A 17,320-nucleotide genomic window follows, 5' to 3' on the forward strand; every position below is an offset into this window, starting at 1 on the left:
GAGATTCCAGTGCAAGCCGGTCAGGTGCCGCAGCCCGAAGCTGTCCGCCCCATAGGCGCTGTTGCGTTGTCCCGTTTCGAGCACAGCTCGTCTCCTTAGATTGCTTCAACATGATGTTGGGCTTTCGCCCCACCAGCGCCTGAGCTTTGGCGGAAGCGCGGAACTTAAAGCGGAGCAGGCCAACTGTGAACCGGCTATGGAGCACTTCAACCGATTAAATTTACACGTTTCGTACAGAGCGGGCCTGCTGTGCGAGCGCAACGAAGACTTCTCGCACTGCAACAACACTTGTGACGCGATGCGGAAACTCCATCCGCCGCACCTGCGATTCGCGGACCAGGTTGCAGCCGAGAGGGTCCACCTCAAGGAGCCGCCACCCCTGCCCTTCGAGGTCCATGAGGTCCCGTGCATAGAGGTCGATGGCGTCGCCATGGTCCTCGTTCATATGGCTTACGATTCCTCCCTGCGCCGCCCGCACGGCTTCGGCGCCGGTCCAGTCGATGCCGACCGCATTGCCCTCAACGGTCGAGATGCGTCCGAACCCCTCAACCAGATGCGCCTCTTCTACCGCCATCCGGTAGAAGCCAAAATCGGCAAAACCGGAATAGCCGATAGCGCTAGTTGTTTAGTCCCGGCATTTGATGGATGGGGTCGAGGATGAATCTCTCTGGCTCTGAAGTCCAGCATTTGCAGATGAACTCGTAGGGCGTGAGCCCCCTGAGGGTCTTCAGGCGCCGGCCGAAATTGTATGCGGCGACGAAGTCGGTGAGATGCGTTTCGAACTGATGATGGTCGTCGTAGTGGAAGCGCTTGACGGTCGCTTCCTTGATGGTCCGGTTCATCCGCTCGACCTGGCCATTGGTCCAGGGGTGCTTCACTTTAGTCAGGCGGTGCTCGATGCCGTTCTCTCGGCAGCGCATGTCGAACATATGGGTGATGTAGCGAGCTGTCGGCCCATCGGCGTAGCGAGGCGGAAAGGTGAACTGGATGCCGTTGTCGGTAAGAACGGTATGGATCCGGTAGGGCACCGCGTTGATCAAGGCCATGAGAAAGGCCGAGGCTGAGCTCCGGCCTGTCTTCCTGACGACCTGCACGAAGGCGAACTTGCTCGTGCGGTCAATGGCTACGTAAAGGTACAGCTTGCCCTCGGCGGTCTGCACCTCGGCGATATCGATATGGAAAAAGCCGATCGGATAGGACTTGAACCGCCTCTTCGGCTTCTTGTCGCCCTCCTCCTCCGGCAGCCGGCTGATGCCGTGGCGCTGCAGGCAGCGATGCAGGGATGAGCGCGTCAGATGCGGGATCGTCGCCTGCAAGGCATAGAGGCAGTCGTCGAGCGGCAGCAGCGTATGCCGGCGGAAAGCGATGATGATGGCCTCTTCTTCAATCGACAGAACCGTCGATGTCGGCTCTCTCGGACCAGTCGGCAGATCGGCGACCGAGGTCCGCTTCTTCCACTTGGCGACGGTCTTCTGGTTGATCCCATAGCGCTTCGCCAGAGCCCTCAGGCTCTCTTGACTATGCTGTATCGCTCGACGGACTGCCTCAGTCGTCGTGGCGCTCCCGTGTAGAAACTGGCCCATAGTGCCTCCCTCCACTCCCGCGAAAAGACTGCACCATCAAAGCCCGGGATCAAACACCTAGGACCGATCGACATTCACCGTAGCCAGATCATGATTGCGGCGAGGTGGATTAAGCCTGTGAAGTGAACCGTCCGCCGATCGTATCGCGTCGCGAAGCGGCGGAAGTGCTTGAGGCGATTGAAGCAGCGCTCGATGCAGTTGCGACGCTTATAGGCCTTTGCATCGTGCGGGATGAGGATCTTCCGGCTTCGGTTGGAAGGAATCACCGCTGCCGCACCGAGGCTGGCGACCTGCCTTCGGAAGGCATTGCTGTCATAGGCTTTGTCGGCGAGCACGGCACCGCCGGCCTGACCGTCGACCAGGGCGGGAGCGGTGGTGACATCGCCCACCTGACCGGCCGTGATGATGAAACGCAGAGGACGTCCCAGCGCGTCGGCAAGCATGTGGATTTTGGTGGTCAGCCCGCCTCGGGAACGCCCCAGCGCCTGATCCTTGGCCCCCCTTTTCCACTCGCCGCCTGCTGGTGAGCCCGGACGATGGTGCTGTCGATCATCAGATATTGGTTGTCATGATCAGCGGTCAGGGCCTCGAACACCCTTTCCCAAACTCCTGCGTGGCACCACCGGCTGAAGCGCTTATGCACGCTCTTCCAGCGGCCATAGCGCTCGGGAAGGTCGCACCAATGGGCTCCGGAGCGCAGAACCCACAGACAACCGTTCACGAACAAGCGGTTATCCGAGCCTGTCCGGCCCGGATCTGTGACTTTGCCAGGAAGCAGCTGCGAAATCTTCGTCCATTGGACGTCGCTCAACTCGTACCGCTTCGCGGCCATTCCAGGGCTCCGTGCTGCAAAAACACGGCCCTCTATGAATCAGCATTCGCACAACTTGGGAATCCTGAATGTCGATCGATCCTAAGGCTGGCCGTAGACAGAAGGTGTGGGGGATTGTTTAGGGGAAATCCGGAGCGTTTCGGCCGAGAGGCGCCATACGCATTGGCGCCAAAAGATTTTCTCGCTAATTTAAACGAAAAATCAAGCGTAGAGCAAAATTCGGCCATGCGAACCACGCCTCACCTTTGAAGCAATGTAAATTACGGACTTGAATATGTTTTGCCAATTCATACTTCCATTTGATGTTAGGGGCGACAGATTTACGTACGAATGGATGATGTACAAAGCAATTGATAGTAAAATTGACCTATGCCTACTCGCTCCTGAACATTATTGGACCGACATCGAAGAGCGAAAATTATCTGGCAGCTGGGCGACATTGGAATACATCGAAGATTATTTCAGATATAAAGCGCCGTCTCCCGATCAGATTTCTCAGATTCAGAAAATACCCCTACTCTCAGAGGGCATCTCGGAGCTGGAGCAAGATCTTATAGGCCCAAACCTTGTCTGGGCCCACACGATCACTCAAAGAATACCTTCTCTAGAACGACACATAAGATCTTTATTAGAACCACACTTACCTCTGGAAGCAATTCTGATATGGACCAATTGCGCTTCAGTCACAGCTGTTGCAGCAGATCTCGGAATCAAGGTCATTCATAATGAATTAGGGCCCCTCCGCCCCCCGCGATTTCAATTTACGGCCTATTTTGATTTCGAGGGCGTAAACGGCCGCACAAGCGCATCAACCCGTTGGCAGGCATTTCTCGATGAGAAGTGCACCGTTCCTATTATGGGATATGATGAGTTGGATCAGCTATTTTCCAATGCATCGCATCAGAAACCCGACTTCAGCAACGATAGAAACGATAAAGACTATGATGTTGGCGTTGCTTTACAATGCCCTGACGATTCTAATATGCTTGCATTTAGCAATGGATTCTCCAACTATGAAGCTATCGTAACCGCGCTGAGATACTTCACCGGGCGCACGATTGTCCGCCCTCACCCTGCGCGTGCCGCTAGGTTTGATGGAATTCCTGTCACATGGGATGCCAGCGCGACAAGTTCAGAGTTTCTTGATAAAATCAATGCAGTGATAACTGTTAATTCTAGCGTAGGATTCGAGGCATTATTACGAAATAATCCAGCTTATATTTTAGGAGAATCTTCATTCAAAGATGGAAGTTGGAATATTTTTACAAAAACGCCCCCCATGGAAAGAGATTTACTTCTAAGATGGGTAAATTGGTTTTTGTTTGGTTATCTGATACCATTTGACCGCTTATTTAATCAAAAATACTATAGATGGCGCCTTAAACTACCCTCCGAGCTCGACATATACACTGATAATTTTCGATATTGGTGCAGCCGGCGCGCGAAGGAAGCCCCTGATTGAATATTCGCCACCGCCTGACGCATCCGATCGCGCATCTTCCCGGACGCGGAGCCTTTTTCAGGCTAAGCACCGCCTCATTGGCGGCAAAGGGTTTTCGAGCTATCTTAAGTGACAAATCAGGCGCGGTGTCACATTTCGGCCACGCGAACCGGCTTCACCGGTGAAGCTCCAGCGGCCGCCCGACGCTTGAAAGAGGTGACATGCCCACAATCGCCCTCGTCGATGACGACCGCAACATCCTGACGTCCGTCTCCATCGCTTTGGAGGCCGAAGGGTATCGGATCGACACTTACACCGACGGTGCCTCCGCGCTCGACGGCTTCAAGAGCAATCCGCCCGACCTTGCCATCCTCGACATCAAGATGCCGCGCATGGATGGAATGGAACTGCTGCGCCGCCTGCGCCAGAAGACCGACATGCCGGTGATCTTCCTGACCTCCAAGGACGAAGAGATCGACGAACTGTTCGGCCTCAAGATGGGCGCCGACGATTTCATCAAGAAGCCGTTCTCTCAGCGCCTGCTGGTGGAACGGGTCAAGGCGGTGCTGCGCCGTTTCGCCGGCAAGGACGGCGTCGCCCCGCGCGAGACCGACAGCGCCAAGGTTCTGGAGCGCGGCCTGCTGCGTATGGACCCGGAGCGGCACACCTGCACCTGGAAGAATGAGCCGGTGACTCTCACCGTGACTGAATTCCTGATCCTCCAGGCGCTCGCCCAGCGTCCTGGCGTGGTCAAGAGCCGCAACGCCCTCATGGATGCGGCCTACGACGATCAAGTCTATGTGGACGACCGCACCATCGATAGCCACATCAAGCGGCTGCGTAAGAAATTCAAGTCCACGGACGACAATTTCGACATGATCGAGACCCTCTACGGGGTCGGCTATCGTTTCAAGGAAGCCTGAGAGCGGGCGCGCGACAGCGCCCGCCTCCATTAGCGTCGAGCTATAAAACTGAGCGCCGAGACACAAAAGCTCCCCGCCGAGCAGCAGCGGACAAGGCGCGGATTCGGCGTTCTCTCTGCGCTGCGCCGTGCGCGTCGCTTTGTCATTTTCAAGAGCTTCTCCAGCCTCACCCGGCGCATCGTTCTGCTCAATTTGGCGGGGTTGTGCGCGCTGGTCTCGGGTATTCTCTATCTCTCCGAATTCCGCTCGGGCCTCATCGACGCGCGAGTGCAGAGCCTTCTGGTCCAGGGCGAGATCATCGCAGCCGCCATCGCCGCGTCAGCACAGGTCGAGACCAACGCCATCACCATCGATCCCGAGCGGTTGCTGGAATTGCAGACCGGCGACAGCTTCGGACCTTCCGAAGAAGGCTTTTCCCCGCTCGAATTCCCCATAAATCCAGAGCGAGTTGCTCCCGTACTACGCCGCCTTGTAGGGCCGACCGGCACCCGCGCGCGTATCTACGACCGCGACGGCATCATGCTGCTGGATTCCCGCTCGCTCTATTCCCGCGGCGAGATTTTGCGATTCGACCTGCCCCCGCCCACGCAGACCCCACCTGGCCTCCTGGAGCGCGCCTGGCGCCGGCTCCACGGCTGGGTCGGGCGCGGCGACCTGCCGCTCTACAAGGAACTCGGGCCGCAAAGCGGCAAGGACTACCCAGAAGTCGCCTCCGCCGCCCTCGGCCAGAAGGCCAGCGAGGTGCGCGTGGACGAGCGCGGTCGCGTCGTGGTCTCAGTCGCAGTGCCGATCCAGCGGTTCCGTGCCATCCTGGGCGTTCTCCTGCTCTCCACCCAGGGCGGTGAAATCGACGAGGCGGTGGAGGCCGAGCGTTTCGTTATCGTGCGCGTGTTCCTGGTGGCCGCGGCGGTCATGGTGCTGCTCTCGGTGCTGCTCGCCGGGACGATCGCCGACCCGGTTCGCAAGCTGGCAGACGCCGCCGAACGGGTGCGTCGGCGCATCAAAACGCGGGTCGAAATCCCCGACTTCACATCGCGTTCCGACGAAATCGGCCATCTTTCCGGCGCACTGCGCGACATGACAAGCGCGCTCTATAACCGCATTGAGGCGATCGAGAGCTTCGCAGCGGATGTCGCGCACGAATTGAAGAACCCCCTTACCTCCCTGCGCTCCGCCGTCGAAACCCTGCCCCTCGCGCGCAACGACAATTCCCGTGCGCGGCTATTGGAGGTGATCCAACACGACGTGAAGCGCCTCGACCGTCTGATCTCCGACATTTCCGACGCCAGCCGCCTCGACGCCGAACTCCAGCGGCAGGAAGCTGGCGACGTGGACATGCGCCAATTGCTGGAAATGGTCGTCGGTATGGCGCAGGACGTACGCCGCGACGATGGCGTGAGCGTCGCCCTAAAATTCGAGCGTGCAACCGGCGCACCGCAGAATTTCATCATCGTCGGCCATGCCTCCCGGCTCGGCCAGGTGGTGGATAATCTGGTGTCGAACGCCCGCTCCTTCGCACCCGAGGGCAGCACTGTCACCGTCACCTGCGAACGGCAGAAGCAGGGCGTCACCATCATTGTTGACGACGACGGACCCGGTATTCGGCCCGACGCCCTCAACCGTATCTTCGAGCGATTTTATACCGACCGGCCGCACCAGGGGTTCGGCCAGAATTCCGGACTGGGCCTCTCAATCTCGCGGCAGATCGTGGAGGCCCACGGCGGGCGTATCTGGGCCGAGAACCGCACATTGGACGAGGCGGACGGCGAGAAGGTGCTGGGCGCGCGCCTCATCTTCAGCCTCCCGAGCGGCTGAGCGTGCCCATTCCCACCATCCATGGGACTTGTGTGAGCCTGGATGGCCTGGGCGTGCTGATCCGTGGTGCGTCAGGCAGCGGCAAGTCCGCGCTGGCCCTGCGCCTGATCCTCGACCCGCCGCTTGCCCTGCCCCCCGCTATTCTGGTGGCGGATGACCGGGTACGCCTGGAGGCCCGCGCGGATCGCCTCTTTGCCAAGCCGCCCGTTGAACTCGCGGGACTGATTGAAGCCCGCTTCCTCGGCCTGCGCCGCCTGCCGCACCTGGACGAGGCTGATCTGCGCCTTGTGGTGGATCTCGGCGCGCACGATGTTGAACGCCTGCCCCGCGACGAAGACGCACATGTGGTTCTTGAGGGGTATCGCGTCTTTCGCATTGCGGTTCCAGGCGGCGTGGATGCGGCGCTCCTTATTGCCGCAGCCTTGAGGAGCAAGATTTTCTAAGCGCATTGTGCTTTTGTGCGATGCACCCCTTGCGTAATTTTTGAGCCGCTCTGAATATGACGCCCCGCCAAGGCGGGAGGCTTCCGCACTGAGCGGAGGCGGAGGCAACATGATCGGTCTCGTGCTCGTAACCCACGGTCGGCTGGCGGCGGAATTCTGCTCCGCCCTGGAACATGTAATGGGCCCCCAGGCGCAGGTCATCGCCGTCTCTATTGGTCCAGAAGACGATATGGAGCGCCGCCGTCGCGACATCATAGATGCCGTGAACACGGTTCAGACCGGTCAGGGCGTAGTGATCCTCACCGACATGTTTGGCGGCACCCCCTCCAATCTCGCAATTTCGGTGATGAATTCACCCGATGTGGAAGTGGTGGCCGGCATCAATCTCCCCATGCTGGTCAAGCTCGCCAAGGTGCGCTCCGAACTGCCGCTTTCCGAGGCGGTGAACGTGGCCCAGGAAGCCGGCCGGAAATACATCAATGTCGCCAGCCGTGTCCTTGCCGGGAAGTGATATGGACCCCGTTGCCGAGGCGTGCGGTGGAACTGCGGCGGAGGGCGCCCTCGTGCGGGTGCTGCCCATCATCAACAAGCGCGGCCTGCATGCGCGCGCGTCCGCGAAATTTGTCCAGACGGTGGAGCGTTTCGGCGCCGCCGTGAAGGTGTGCCGAAACGGCGAGGCCGTGGACGGAAACTCCATTATGGGCCTGCTGATGCTCGCGGCGGCCCCCGGAACCACCGTCACGGTTACAGCCACCGGTGTTGAAGCTCAGGACGTGCTCGACGCTCTGGAAGCCCTGGTGGGCGATCGGTTCGGCGAGGGAGAATAGGGTCTCTTAAGCCCCATCTGCCGCCTCTGCCCGCCGAAAGCCATATTTGCATGTGGTAAACCGTGGCGCGCATGATGCGGGACTTTCTCCCGTGATGCCGCGCCGGTGGTAAAGGTCATGTTCAGCCAGGACCTAGCCTCGCCTCTCGAACCGCGCGCAGCGCCGTTGCGGCGCGTGCGGTTTGGCCTGTCCGGAAAGCTCCTAATCCTCACCGTGGTTTTCGTGACGCTGGCGGAACTCGCCATCTTCATTCCATCCATGGCGAACTATCGCCTCTCCTGGCTTTCCGATCGTGCTGCCGCCGCGCGCACCGCTGCCTTGGTGCTTGAGGCTGCACCCGAGGCCACCCTCCCGCCCGAACTGGCACGGCAGATTCTGGAGAGCGTCGGCGCCCAACTCGTCGTAGTAAAGCGCGAGGACACCCGCCGGCTGCTCGCCATGTCCGATATGCCCCCCACCATCGACCAGCACGTAGACATGCGCGACACGCCGTTCTGGCGCGCGGTGGTGGATGCGTTCGATACACTGTTCGCCGGCCGCAACCGGGTTCTGCGCGTGGTGGCCGACGCGCCGCGCGATGGCGACTTCATGGAAATCGTCCTATCCGAGCGCCCGCTTCATCAGGCGATGGTGAAGTTCGCCATAACCATCTTCTTCATCTCCTTCCTGATCTCGGGGGTGGCCGGCCTGCTGATCTATCTGAGCCTGCACATGCTGCTGGTACGACCCATGCGGCGCCTCACCGAGCGCATGGCGATTTTCCGAGACGCGCCCGAGGATGTTTCGCGTATCATGGTGCCATCCGGGCGCGACGATGAAATCGGCCTCGCCGAGGAAGCCCTGGCGGAACTTCAGCGGGGCCTGTCGCAGACTCTGGCGCAGAAGAACCACCTTGCCGCCCTCGGGCTGGCGGTTTCCAAGATCAACCACGATCTACGCAATCTGCTGGCTTCGGTACAATTGATCTCAGACCGTCTCGCCGCTTTGCCCGACCCTGCGGTACAGCGATTCGCACCGAAGCTGGTGGCGGCGCTCGACCGTGCCATCACCTATTGCGAGCAAACCCTCTCCTACGGCAAGGCACAGGAGCCGCTGCCGGAGCGACGCGACGTGGATGTCGCCGCCCTGGTGGACGAGGTACGCGACACGCTAGGCATCCAGGTGGACGGCCCGCTGGGCTGGAGCGCCTCAATGGAGCGGTCTCTCTCCGTTGATGCGGACCCGGACCAGTTGTTCCGTGTGCTGCTGAACCTGTCTCGCAACGCCAAGGAGGCGCTGGAGGTCCGCGCACCAAACAATCCCGAGCGCGACCAGATCCGCATAAGCGCACGTCGGCGCGGCGCGGTGGTGGAAATCGAGGTGAGCGACACCGGCCCGGGAATTCCCGCGGCCCGGCGCGCGCAATTGTTTTCCGCCTTCCGCGCCTCCGCGCGACGCGGCGGGACCGGCCTCGGCCTGCCCATCGCCGACGAATTGGTGCGCGCCCACGGCGGCGAGATCCGCCTAGTAGAAGGCACCATCGGCGCCACTTTCCTGATCTCCATTCCGGACCGCCCGACCGAACTTCGCCAGCGCACCCTCCGCGCCCGCGCCTAAAGCGCGTCCAGGGCCTTGCCACGGGAAACAAAACGAGGTACCTGACGCCCCTCGCTGACGGCCTGCCGTCGCGAGTCCCGGAGGCTCTCCCCAAGAGCGCCTCCAGCCGGCTCCAGCCGGTCAGGGATCAGGCGCCCGTAGCTCAGCTGGATAGAGCACCAGACTACGAATCTGGGGGTCAGGAGTTCGAATCTCTTCGGGCGCGCCATTTTTCTACAATAAGATCAGATACTTGCAAAGCAAGCGTCTCGCGCGTGATAGTGTCCGCGTCGCGCTGAATCGCCACGGAGTCGCCACCGCGAAGCAAATCGCCCGTTCGGGTCGCTTCTTGTCGTCACGGCTGCTGCCTGTGGTCAGGTCGGGCAGGCGCGTCTAGAGTTCGAAGCGTTCGGGGGGCGTCTGCACATGCCTACATTGGATTGGATCGGCAAGAAGGCCGTGGTCAACCATCACCGCGACGTGCCTTACCGTCTGATCCATTGCGACAAGGATAGAGTGTTGGCGACCCGGATGCGGGCAATCTGCTTGTGCAGGGCGACAACCTTGAAGCGCTGAAGGCGCTGCTTCCCTACTACGCGGGCAAGGTGAAGTGCATCTATATCGACCCGCCCTACAACACCGGAAATGAGGGCTGGGTCTACAACGACAATGTGAACTCTCCGGAAATCCGCGTGTGGCTCGGCGCGACCGTGGGCAAGGAAGCCGAAGACCTGTCCCGCCACGACAAGTGGCTGTGCATGATGTATCCGCGCCTTCGGTTGCTGAAGGAGTTCTTGACCGAAGACGGGTCGATCTTCGTGTCAATGGACGACAGCGAATCCGGCTCACTGCGCATGGTGCTTGATGATGTATTCGGGCGCGGAAATTTTCTTGCGTCGATCATTTGGCAGAAGGTCTTTTCTCCGAAAAACTCGGCGCAATTCTTCTCCGATGATCACGACTATATCTACGCCTAGGCCAAGAACATTGGGCTTTGCCAACTCGGCTTGTTGGCCCGCAGCGCGGAGCAGGACGCCAGATACACCAATCCCGACAACGACCCACGCGGCCCTTGGACCTCCGGCGATTTTTCTGCGCGCAATTTCTATAGCGAAGGCACGTATCCTGTTGACACCCCGTCAGGCCGCGTCATTCCGGGACCACCGACCGGCATGTATTGGCGCGTGTCAAAAACCAAAATGAAGGAGCTAGACCAAGACGGGCGAGTGTGGTGGGGGGACACTAAGGACAATGTTCCGCGCCTCAAACGCTTCCTGTCAGAAGTTAAGCAAGGCGTAGTTCCGCAAACCTATGGTTTTACAGAGATGTTGGTCACACCCAGGAAGCCAAGAAGGAACTGCTAGAGACCGTGGCCTTCGCAGACAGCGCAGCGGTCTTCATTACGCCGAAGCCGACCCGCTTGATGAAGCGCATAGTCGAAATCGCCAGCGAACCGGGCGACATTGTTATGGACTCGTTTGCGGGGTCTGGCACGACCGGCGTTGCCGTTGCCCGCGAGGGCGGCGGTAGGCGATTCATCTTGATCGAAATGGAGCCTTCGATTTGCCAAGACGTGACTGCCGTTCGCCTGAAGCGCGTCATCGAAGGGTATGATCGTTCGAATGGATCAAAGGAACACGTTGAGGGGACCGGCGGCGGCTTCCGGTTCTGCACGCTCGGCGAACCGCTCTTCGATGCCGACGGCAATGTCAGCCCGGCCGTTACCTATCCCGATCTTGCCGCTCACGTCTTCTTCTGTGAGACGGGATCGCCAATCCCGCGCCGTGCCGACGGCTCTTCGCCCTTGATCGGCGCATTTCAGGGTCGGGCGATTTACTTGCTTCACTCGGCCGACGCGATTGGCGTCGCCAGCGCCAATGCCGGGAACGTGCTCACGACCACCGTGCTGGAAACCCTGCCGCTGCCCGAACCGGATTTCGACGGCGCGCGCGTCGTCTACGCCGAAGGCTGCACGGTGACCGACGACCGGCTTGCACGCCGGGGCGTCACCTTCAAGCAGGTACCCTATCAGATTGAGGGCCTGTAACCCGTGAGCCTGCCCCTCTTAACACTGAAGGACTACCAGATTCAGACACTCGCCGTTCTCCGGCGATTCCTCGGCAAGTCTGTCGAGTTCGGTAAGGTCTCGACCGCTTTCATTGACCAAACGAACCGACCCTATTTCGAACTGCCGAGCCTGCCCGGCCTGCCGTATGTATGCCTGCGCATTCCGACCGGCGGCGGCAAGACGATCCTCGCCGCGCATTCGGTTGGCGTGGCGGCCGACAGCTTTCTTCGCACCGACGCGCCGACCGTGCTTTGGCTTGTGCCATCGCAGACAATCCGCGATCAGACGCTCGCGACGCTTCAGGACCGTGCGCACCCCAACCGCCGCGCGCTAGCGGATCGCTTCGGCGAGAATGTGCGGATCATGGGCGTTGCCCATGCGCTCTACGCCAAGCGGGCCGACTATGACGGCGGGGCGGTGATCATCGTCGCAACCATTCAAGCCTTCCGCGTCGAAGAGACCGAAGGCCGCAAGGTCTATGAGGCCAACGGCGAACTCATGGACCATTTCAGCGGCGTGCCGGAAGCATTGCGCGGCAAGCTCGAAGCGGGGCCGTCGGGCGACCCGCTGCCCTCTCTCGCCAATGTGCTTCGCCTGCACCGGCCAATGGTGATCGTGGACGAAGCGCACAATGCGCGCACGAGCCTTTCCTTCGATACGCTGGCGCGTCTCAATCCGTCCTTGATCGTGGAGTTTACCGCGACGCCCGTCACGCCTCAGGAAGCCGCCCCTATCAAAGGTATATACGCTTCCAACGTGCTGCATCACATTTCTGCCGCCGAATTGAAGGCGGCGGACATGATCAAGCTGCCTGTGATCCTTCGCGGGCGGCCGGAGCCGCGCGACACCATCGGTGACGCCATCGCGTGGCTTGACGAACTCGTATCGCTCGCCGGAGCCGAAGAGGCCGAGACCGGCGAGTTCGTGAGGCCGGTCATGCTCGTGCAGGCCGAGCCAAAATCCAAGGACAAGCCAACGCTGCACGCGGAGGAAGTAAAGAAGCTGCTTGTCGAAGATTTCCGCGTGCCCGACGCGCATATCGTCATCGCGACGGGCGACTCGAAAGGGCTTAATGGCGTCGATCTCTTCGACCGTGAATGCAAGGTGCGCTTCATCATCACGCAACAGGCGCTTCGCGAGGGCTGGGATTGCTCGTTTGCCTATGTGCTGTGTTCGGTTGCCGAACAGAAGTCGCCGCGCGCCGTGGAGCAGCTTCTAGGTCGCGTGCTTCGGCTGCCCTACGCCAAGCGTAAGCGGCGCGAGGAACTGAATCGCGCCTACGCCTTCGCCACGACCACGAGCTTTCAGAACGCCGCCAACACGTTGCGCGACGGGCTCGTGAACAACGGCTTTCAACGGGTTGAGGCGCAAGCGCTCGTGCGCCTCGCGCCGGACTCGCTGCCCGGCATGGAAGAGGGCGGCGCGGCCTTCATCTATGAAGAGCCGATACCCGAAGGGATCGACGCGGAAACCTTCAAGACCAACGTGGAAAGCGCCACCGGCGGCCGCGTCGAAGTGGACATGGCCAGCGGCGTGTTTCGGGCGCGTGGCGCGCTAACCGACTATGACCGCACCTCCATGTTGCTGGCGATGCCGGAGGCCGCCGCCAAGGCCGTGGAAGCGCTCGTGCACAAGTCGCGCGGCGCGCAGCTGAAGGCCGTGGACGCGACGCCGGAGCCAGTGCGCTTCGTCGTGCCTCGCCTTGGCGTACGCTCGCCAAACGGGCTCCAGCTTTTCGACCGGGCGCATTTCCTCGACATTCCGTGGAAGCTGGAAGAAGACGATCCGGCTCCGATTCTCGACTATTTCGCGCCACCCAAGCGGGCCGCCGACGAAGCGCATGTGGACGTGAGCGCGGCCGGGCAAGTCACGCTCGCCTTCGTCACCGACCTTCACGATCAACTTGCCCTTGCGTTGCAGGAACGCGGCTGGACGAAGAACGCGCTCGTGAACTGGCTGGACCGGCGATTGCCGTTTTCCTCGCGCCGAGACATTACCCGTGTGTCGTCAACGCTGTTCATCGCCAAGGCGCTGGACCTGATCGACGCCAAGACGGGGCTCGGCATGGAAGGGCTGGCACGCGCCAAGTTCCGGCTTGTCGAAGCGCTCGTGCGGGTGATCGCCAAGAACCGCGACGCGCGCGAGGCCACCGCATTCGAACGCGCCTTGTTTCCGCAAAGCGGCCTCGAATTTGAGACCAGTTCGGACATCGGTCTTGTGTTCGATGAAAGCCGATATGCATACAATCAGCCCTACAAGGGCGGCACGGACTTCAAGAAGCACCTCTTCCGCGTCATCGGCGATTTGGAACCGACCGGCGAGGAATACGAATGCGCCGTCTACCTTGAACGCTCGAATGCGGTGAAGGCGTGGGTGCGCAACACGTCGCGCCAGCCGCACTCCTTTTGGCTGCAAACGTCATCGGACAGGTTCTATCCCGACTTCGTTGCACAGACGCATCACGGGCGGGCCGTCGTCATCGAATACAAGGGCGCGCCCTACTTCACCAATGACGACTCGAAAGAGAAGCGCTTGGTCGGTGACCTATGGGCAGACCGCTCGGCCGGGAAAGGCGTTTTCATGATGATTGAGAACAAGGAGTTCGCCCGGATCGACCGGGCGCTTTCCTAGCAGCACGCCGTCACTTCAAACCGTTGCGATATGCAATGTCGGCGAAGGCAAGCCGGGCATTGATGCGTCGCCGCTCTTCTATAATCGGCGCGTCCTTGATCGCCTGAAGCTCCGCCCGGAGCACCGCCAGTTCGGATTGCAGGGCAACCATCTCGGCGGCCGTAGCGACCGGCTCCGGCATGAGGCGCACGCGCTGGCGACCATCGCGGCGGGCCTCTTGGCGGCGGCAGTGGCGCGAGGCCGCGCGACCGTATCGAAGGTCGGCAAATCGAATGATGCCAAGTCAAATGAAATCATGACGACGACTCCTTGTGCGAAGTATAGCAACTTGCGCCAGAGAGCGCTCGGCGCGAACGCGACCATGACGCCGGAAATCAGCATCATCATCGTCAGGCAGAGAAGAACGACACGCCGATCGACACCACGTATGAACGTCGAGATGGAGAGGCTGGTAACAACCGGGTAGAGACCCGATACAGCGATCGCCTGACCGACTGCGCCTTCACTCATTGCAAGATCGGACGCGATCGGCGTGAGTAGACTGACCGGCATGAACTCGGATGCAATCAACGTGGCCACACAGAGCGTGAGGGCGAACACAGCGCCCCACCGCGCCTGCTCCGGATCCAGTCCATTTTCTTGTTTTGTATGCCCTTGTTTCATGGCAGGTCCTTAATTTCTCAGAAGCGCCACCTCCGGCATCTTCAATCGACCGGATGCTGGATTTTCATTGCTGTTGAACGCGCGGCTGACCGTTACGAGCCGAGGTTTCCACGGAAAAAATCAGTCAACTTGCCGAACGGAATCATATTCACGCGGTCGTAGAGTTCGACGTGTTCGGCGTTTGGCACGATGTAGAGTTCTTTCGGCTCGCCTGCGCGCTTGTATGCGTCTTCGCTGAACTCTTTTCGAATGGGCCTTGTCGCCTGTGATGAAGAGCATCGGGAGCAGTTAGATCGTCTCGATATCGTTGAACGGGTAGAAGTTCACGAACTTCACGGCGCTGCTCAGCGTCGGCTTCGTGGTCAGGTCCGAGACCTCGCCTTTGGCAGTAAACGAACCTCGGGATGTGCGGTAGTAATCGAATAATTCGCGCTGGATCGGATCTGTATTTTGATCGATCTCGTTCACGGTGCCGGTAATATAAGAGATCTGGCCTCCGGCGAATTCAATCAAGCGCTGATTAGTGGCGCTGTTTATGAGCGCACGACGCTGCTCTAGCGTCACCGATTTATTCAGGCCATCGCGGAAGGCCGCGCCCATGTAATACATGCTCACGGTCGCAATCGCTTTCAGACGTGGATCGATCTTGGCGGCACTGATAACGAAGCTGCCGCTTCCGCAAATCCCGATCGCGCCGATACGCTCTTTGTCGACGGAGTTTTGCGTGCTGAGGAAATCCACCGCCGCGACGAAGCCGTCAGAATAGATGTCCGGTGCGACAGAGTGACGGGGGTGGCCTTCGCTCTCTCCCCAGAAGGATAGGTCGATTGAAAGAGTTATAAAGCCCTGCTCGGCCATCTTGGTGGCGTAGAGGTCGGCGCTCTGCTCTTTCACGGCTCCCATCGGATGCCCGACGACAATTGCGGCCAACTTGTTTCTTTGGCCAGGTTCTTCGGAGTGAATAGGTGGCCGACGAGGCCCATGTTGTACTGGTTGGGAAATGTGACGCGCTTCACCTCGACCTTGTCGCTCTTGTAGAAGTTGTCGGCGCCATTGGACATATCCTGCGCGAAAGCCAGAGACGCCAGCACAGCAATCCCGCGACAGGTCCAATAGACAGAGCGAGACCAAGTGCGAGTGTTTTTATAATTCATCTCTTCCAGTGATTTTTTACTGGCGCCGGAGGGTCGAACACCTATCTCGCGACATGATCTGGAATGTAATTTATGCCAGACAAAATAATATGATAATATACTTATATGATCATATTCTTATAAATGTTTATAATAAATGTTCCGAAACAATGTCAGCGATCTGGTCGCTTTTATCGCCGTAGCCCGAGAAGGAAGTTTCACGCGGGGCGCGGTCGCGCTTGGGGTCGCACAGCCTGCTCCGACAGCACTGGCGCACAGGCCATTATTGACGCCATCCAGCAAACGCTGACCCTGGTGAAACATCTCTTTGCCGACGCCGCCTACAACCCGCTCAAGCTGATGGACAAGGCCGCCTATCTCGCTTTCGTCGTCGAGATCATCCGCCGCCGCGACGGCGCGCAGGACTTCGAGGTTCTGCCGCACCGCTGGGTCGTGGAGCGAACCTTCGGCTGGATGATACGATGGCGACGCCTCGTGCGTGACTACAGCGCCGCATCGACGTCTCAAAGGCCATGATCCTCGTTGCTATGTGTGGCAATCTCGCCCGGAGAAATGCCCATCCCTCATTTTCCAAACTGGTTCTAAGCGGGAGCCGCTGCTTTGAAGTGCTTCGCTAGTCGGTCCGCCGCATTGCGCAGGAGGCCGAGGTCCGCACCTACGGCGACGAACTTGTAACCCCACTCAATGAATCGGCGAGCTTCTTCCTCGTTCGCTGTCAGGATGCCGGCAGGCTTGCCCACCTTCGTCAGCCGATCCACGGCGTCCTTGATGGCGGCCTGCATTTCCGGCCCGGTCCAGTTGCCGTAGAGACCGAACGACGTGGATAGGTCGGCGGGTCCGATGAACACGCCATCCACACCGTCTACGGACGCGATCTCTTCTATCTGCTCAAGCGCCTCGCGGGTCTCCACCTGTAGCAGCACGCAGATTTCGCTGGCGGCGTTCTGGAGATAGTCGCCGACGCGGCCGTACCGGCTGGCACGGCCAGAACCGGTCACGCCCCGGAAGCCTTCTGGCGCGTAGCGCGTTGCAGCGACGGCGAGCCGCGCTTCTTCAACGTTCTGCACATATGGGATGAGCAGGCCGGGCGCGCCGATGTCGAGGAGCCGCTTGATCTGCACAGGGTCGTTGGACGATGGACGCACGATGGGCGTCGCAGTGCCGCCGCGCGCCGCCTGGAGCTGCGTAAGGATGCCGGGCAATTCATTGGGCGCGTGCTCGGAATCGAGCAGCAGCCAATCGAATCCGGAATCGGAAACAACGTCGACGGCGATGTTGCTGCAAAGGCTGCACCAGAGCCCGATCTGTTGCTCCCCGGTGGCGAGGGCCTGCTTGAATGTGTTGTGTGGAAGATTCATGACCCTG

At 60.1% G+C, this 17,320-nt stretch carries 17 protein-coding genes, 1 tRNA gene and 2 pseudogenes; 13 read left to right on the forward strand and 7 right to left on the reverse strand.

What is annotated here, in order from left to right:
* Positions 1 to 220 precede the first annotated feature (220 nt).
* The 3 genes from ADADO0_RS03580 to ADADO0_RS03590 all read right to left on the reverse strand — a co-directional run bounded on the left by ADADO0_RS03580 (position 221) and on the right by ADADO0_RS03590 (position 2,415).
* Positions 221 to 574: a DUF2470 domain-containing protein gene (locus tag ADADO0_RS03580; protein WP_511303720.1), complete on the reverse strand. Its 354-nt coding sequence runs from the start codon at positions 572 to 574 to the stop codon at positions 221 to 223.
* Between the two features lie 43 nt (positions 575 to 617).
* The gene (locus ADADO0_RS03585; RefSeq protein ID WP_511303721.1) at positions 618 to 1,583 is read right to left on the reverse strand and encodes an IS481 family transposase; all 966 of its coding nucleotides are present in this window, start codon (positions 1,581 to 1,583) and stop codon (positions 618 to 620) included.
* Positions 1,584 to 1,657: 74 nt separating this feature from the next.
* Positions 1,658 to 2,415, reverse strand: a protein-coding gene (locus ADADO0_RS03590; protein WP_511303722.1) for an IS5 family transposase whose coding sequence is annotated in 2 segments (ribosomal slippage) — positions 1,658 to 2,073 and positions 2,073 to 2,415 — 759 coding nt in all. Because the reading frame shifts where the segments join, the coding sequence is not laid out codon by codon here.
* 274 nt (positions 2,416 to 2,689) lie between these two features.
* On the opposite strand from ADADO0_RS03590, the gene ADADO0_RS03595 reads away from it, so the two are divergent.
* The 11 genes and pseudogenes from ADADO0_RS03595 to ADADO0_RS03645 all read left to right on the forward strand — a co-directional run bounded on the left by ADADO0_RS03595 (position 2,690) and on the right by ADADO0_RS03645 (position 14,138).
* Complete coding sequence (locus ADADO0_RS03595; RefSeq protein WP_511303881.1) at positions 2,690 to 3,877, forward strand: GT99 family glycosyltransferase N-terminal domain-containing protein; 1,188 nt, start codon at positions 2,690 to 2,692, stop codon at positions 3,875 to 3,877.
* Positions 3,878 to 4,077: 200 nt separating this feature from the next.
* Entirely contained in the window at positions 4,078 to 4,779 is a 702-nt protein-coding gene (locus ADADO0_RS03600; RefSeq protein WP_511303723.1) for a response regulator transcription factor, read from the forward strand.
* A gap of 48 nt (positions 4,780 to 4,827) precedes the next feature.
* On the forward strand, positions 4,828 to 6,594 hold the full coding sequence (locus ADADO0_RS03605) for a sensor histidine kinase (RefSeq protein WP_511303882.1): 1,767 nt from the start codon (positions 4,828 to 4,830) through the stop codon (positions 6,592 to 6,594).
* Between the two features lie 2 nt (positions 6,595 to 6,596).
* A complete protein-coding gene (locus ADADO0_RS03610; RefSeq protein WP_511303724.1) occupies positions 6,597 to 7,037 on the forward strand; it encodes an HPr kinase/phosphorylase in 441 nt (146 codons plus the stop codon).
* A 109-nt stretch (positions 7,038 to 7,146) separates the two neighbouring features.
* Positions 7,147 to 7,548 carry a PTS sugar transporter subunit IIA gene (locus tag ADADO0_RS03615; RefSeq protein ID WP_511303725.1) on the forward strand — a complete coding sequence of 134 codons (402 nt, stop codon included), beginning with the start codon at positions 7,147 to 7,149 and terminating at the stop codon, positions 7,546 to 7,548.
* Position 7,549: 1 nt separating this feature from the next.
* Entirely contained in the window at positions 7,550 to 7,864 is a 315-nt protein-coding gene (locus ADADO0_RS03620) for an HPr family phosphocarrier protein (protein ID WP_511303726.1), read from the forward strand.
* A 117-nt stretch (positions 7,865 to 7,981) separates the two neighbouring features.
* On the forward strand, positions 7,982 to 9,460 hold the full coding sequence (locus tag ADADO0_RS03625; RefSeq protein ID WP_511303727.1) for a sensor histidine kinase: 1,479 nt from the start codon (positions 7,982 to 7,984) through the stop codon (positions 9,458 to 9,460).
* Positions 9,461 to 9,591: 131 nt separating this feature from the next.
* Positions 9,592 to 9,668: transfer RNA gene (locus tag ADADO0_RS03630), tRNA-Arg, on the forward strand.
* A gap of 319 nt (positions 9,669 to 9,987) precedes the next feature.
* Positions 9,988 to 10,416: a DNA methyltransferase gene (locus ADADO0_RS03635; RefSeq protein WP_511303728.1), complete on the forward strand. Its 429-nt coding sequence runs from the start codon at positions 9,988 to 9,990 to the stop codon at positions 10,414 to 10,416.
* 344 nt (positions 10,417 to 10,760) lie between these two features.
* A pseudogene (locus tag ADADO0_RS03640) lies at positions 10,761 to 11,486 on the forward strand (DNA methyltransferase); the annotation flags it as partial.
* Between the two features lie 3 nt (positions 11,487 to 11,489).
* A complete protein-coding gene (locus tag ADADO0_RS03645; protein WP_511303729.1) occupies positions 11,490 to 14,138 on the forward strand; it encodes a DEAD/DEAH box helicase in 2,649 nt (882 codons plus the stop codon).
* 10 nt (positions 14,139 to 14,148) lie between these two features.
* Here the strand turns inward: ADADO0_RS03645 and ADADO0_RS03650 are convergent, their stop codons facing one another.
* From ADADO0_RS03650 to ADADO0_RS03660, 3 genes are all read right to left on the reverse strand, one after another.
* Positions 14,149 to 14,319, reverse strand: a complete 171-nt coding sequence (locus ADADO0_RS03650) for a hypothetical protein (protein ID WP_511303730.1) — start codon at positions 14,317 to 14,319, stop codon at positions 14,149 to 14,151.
* Between the two features lie 770 nt (positions 14,320 to 15,089).
* Positions 15,090 to 15,731 carry an alpha/beta hydrolase gene (locus ADADO0_RS03655; RefSeq protein ID WP_511303731.1) on the reverse strand — a complete coding sequence of 214 codons (642 nt, stop codon included), beginning with the start codon at positions 15,729 to 15,731 and terminating at the stop codon, positions 15,090 to 15,092.
* A complete protein-coding gene (locus ADADO0_RS03660; protein ID WP_511303732.1) occupies positions 15,692 to 15,892 on the reverse strand; it encodes a hypothetical protein in 201 nt (66 codons plus the stop codon). Before ADADO0_RS03660 ends, ADADO0_RS03655 begins: the two co-directional genes overlap by 40 nt.
* 199 nt (positions 15,893 to 16,091) lie before the next feature.
* On the opposite strand from ADADO0_RS03660, the gene ADADO0_RS03665 reads away from it, so the two are divergent.
* Both ADADO0_RS03665 and ADADO0_RS03670 read left to right on the forward strand, forming a co-directional pair.
* Positions 16,092 to 16,244 (forward strand): helix-turn-helix domain-containing protein, encoded by a 153-nt coding sequence (locus ADADO0_RS03665; protein ID WP_511303883.1) that lies wholly within the window; start codon positions 16,092 to 16,094, stop codon positions 16,242 to 16,244.
* Positions 16,193 to 16,572: pseudogene (locus tag ADADO0_RS03670) on the forward strand (transposase); the annotation flags it as partial. The gene ADADO0_RS03665 and the pseudogene ADADO0_RS03670, both read left to right, overlap by 52 nt.
* Here the strand turns inward: ADADO0_RS03670 and ADADO0_RS03675 are convergent.
* Positions 16,537 to 17,313 (reverse strand): HpcH/HpaI aldolase family protein, encoded by a 777-nt coding sequence (locus ADADO0_RS03675; protein WP_511303733.1) that lies wholly within the window; start codon positions 17,311 to 17,313, stop codon positions 16,537 to 16,539. The pseudogene ADADO0_RS03670 and the gene ADADO0_RS03675 sit on opposite strands and share 36 nt — an antisense overlap.
* Positions 17,314 to 17,320: the final 7 nt, after the last annotated feature.

The sequence above is a fragment of the Aquabacter sp. genome, from assembly GCF_965279295.1.
Taxonomy (GTDB): domain Bacteria; phylum Pseudomonadota; class Alphaproteobacteria; order Rhizobiales; family Xanthobacteraceae; genus Aquabacter.

Coding starts and splice junctions, on each gene's coding strand:
- ADADO0_RS03580 (WP_511303720.1), bottom strand. CDS start 574: ATGGCGGTAGAAGAGGCGCATCTGGTTGAGGGGTTCGGACGCATCTCG.
- ADADO0_RS03585 (WP_511303721.1), bottom strand. CDS start 1,583: ATGGGCCAGTTTCTACACGGGAGCGCCACGACGACTGAGGCAGTCCGT.
- ADADO0_RS03595 (WP_511303881.1), top strand. CDS start 2,690: ATGTTTTGCCAATTCATACTTCCATTTGATGTTAGGGGCGACAGATTT.
- ADADO0_RS03600 (WP_511303723.1), top strand. CDS start 4,078: ATGCCCACAATCGCCCTCGTCGATGACGACCGCAACATCCTGACGTCC.
- ADADO0_RS03615 (WP_511303725.1), top strand. CDS start 7,147: ATGATCGGTCTCGTGCTCGTAACCCACGGTCGGCTGGCGGCGGAATTC.
- ADADO0_RS03620 (WP_511303726.1), top strand. CDS start 7,550: ATGGACCCCGTTGCCGAGGCGTGCGGTGGAACTGCGGCGGAGGGCGCC.
- ADADO0_RS03625 (WP_511303727.1), top strand. CDS start 7,982: ATGTTCAGCCAGGACCTAGCCTCGCCTCTCGAACCGCGCGCAGCGCCG.
- ADADO0_RS03650 (WP_511303730.1), bottom strand. CDS start 14,319: ATGCCGGAGCCGGTCGCTACGGCCGCCGAGATGGTTGCCCTGCAATCC.
- ADADO0_RS03665 (WP_511303883.1), top strand. CDS start 16,092: ATGTTCCGAAACAATGTCAGCGATCTGGTCGCTTTTATCGCCGTAGCC.
- ADADO0_RS03675 (WP_511303733.1), bottom strand. CDS start 17,313: ATGAATCTTCCACACAACACATTCAAGCAGGCCCTCGCCACCGGGGAG.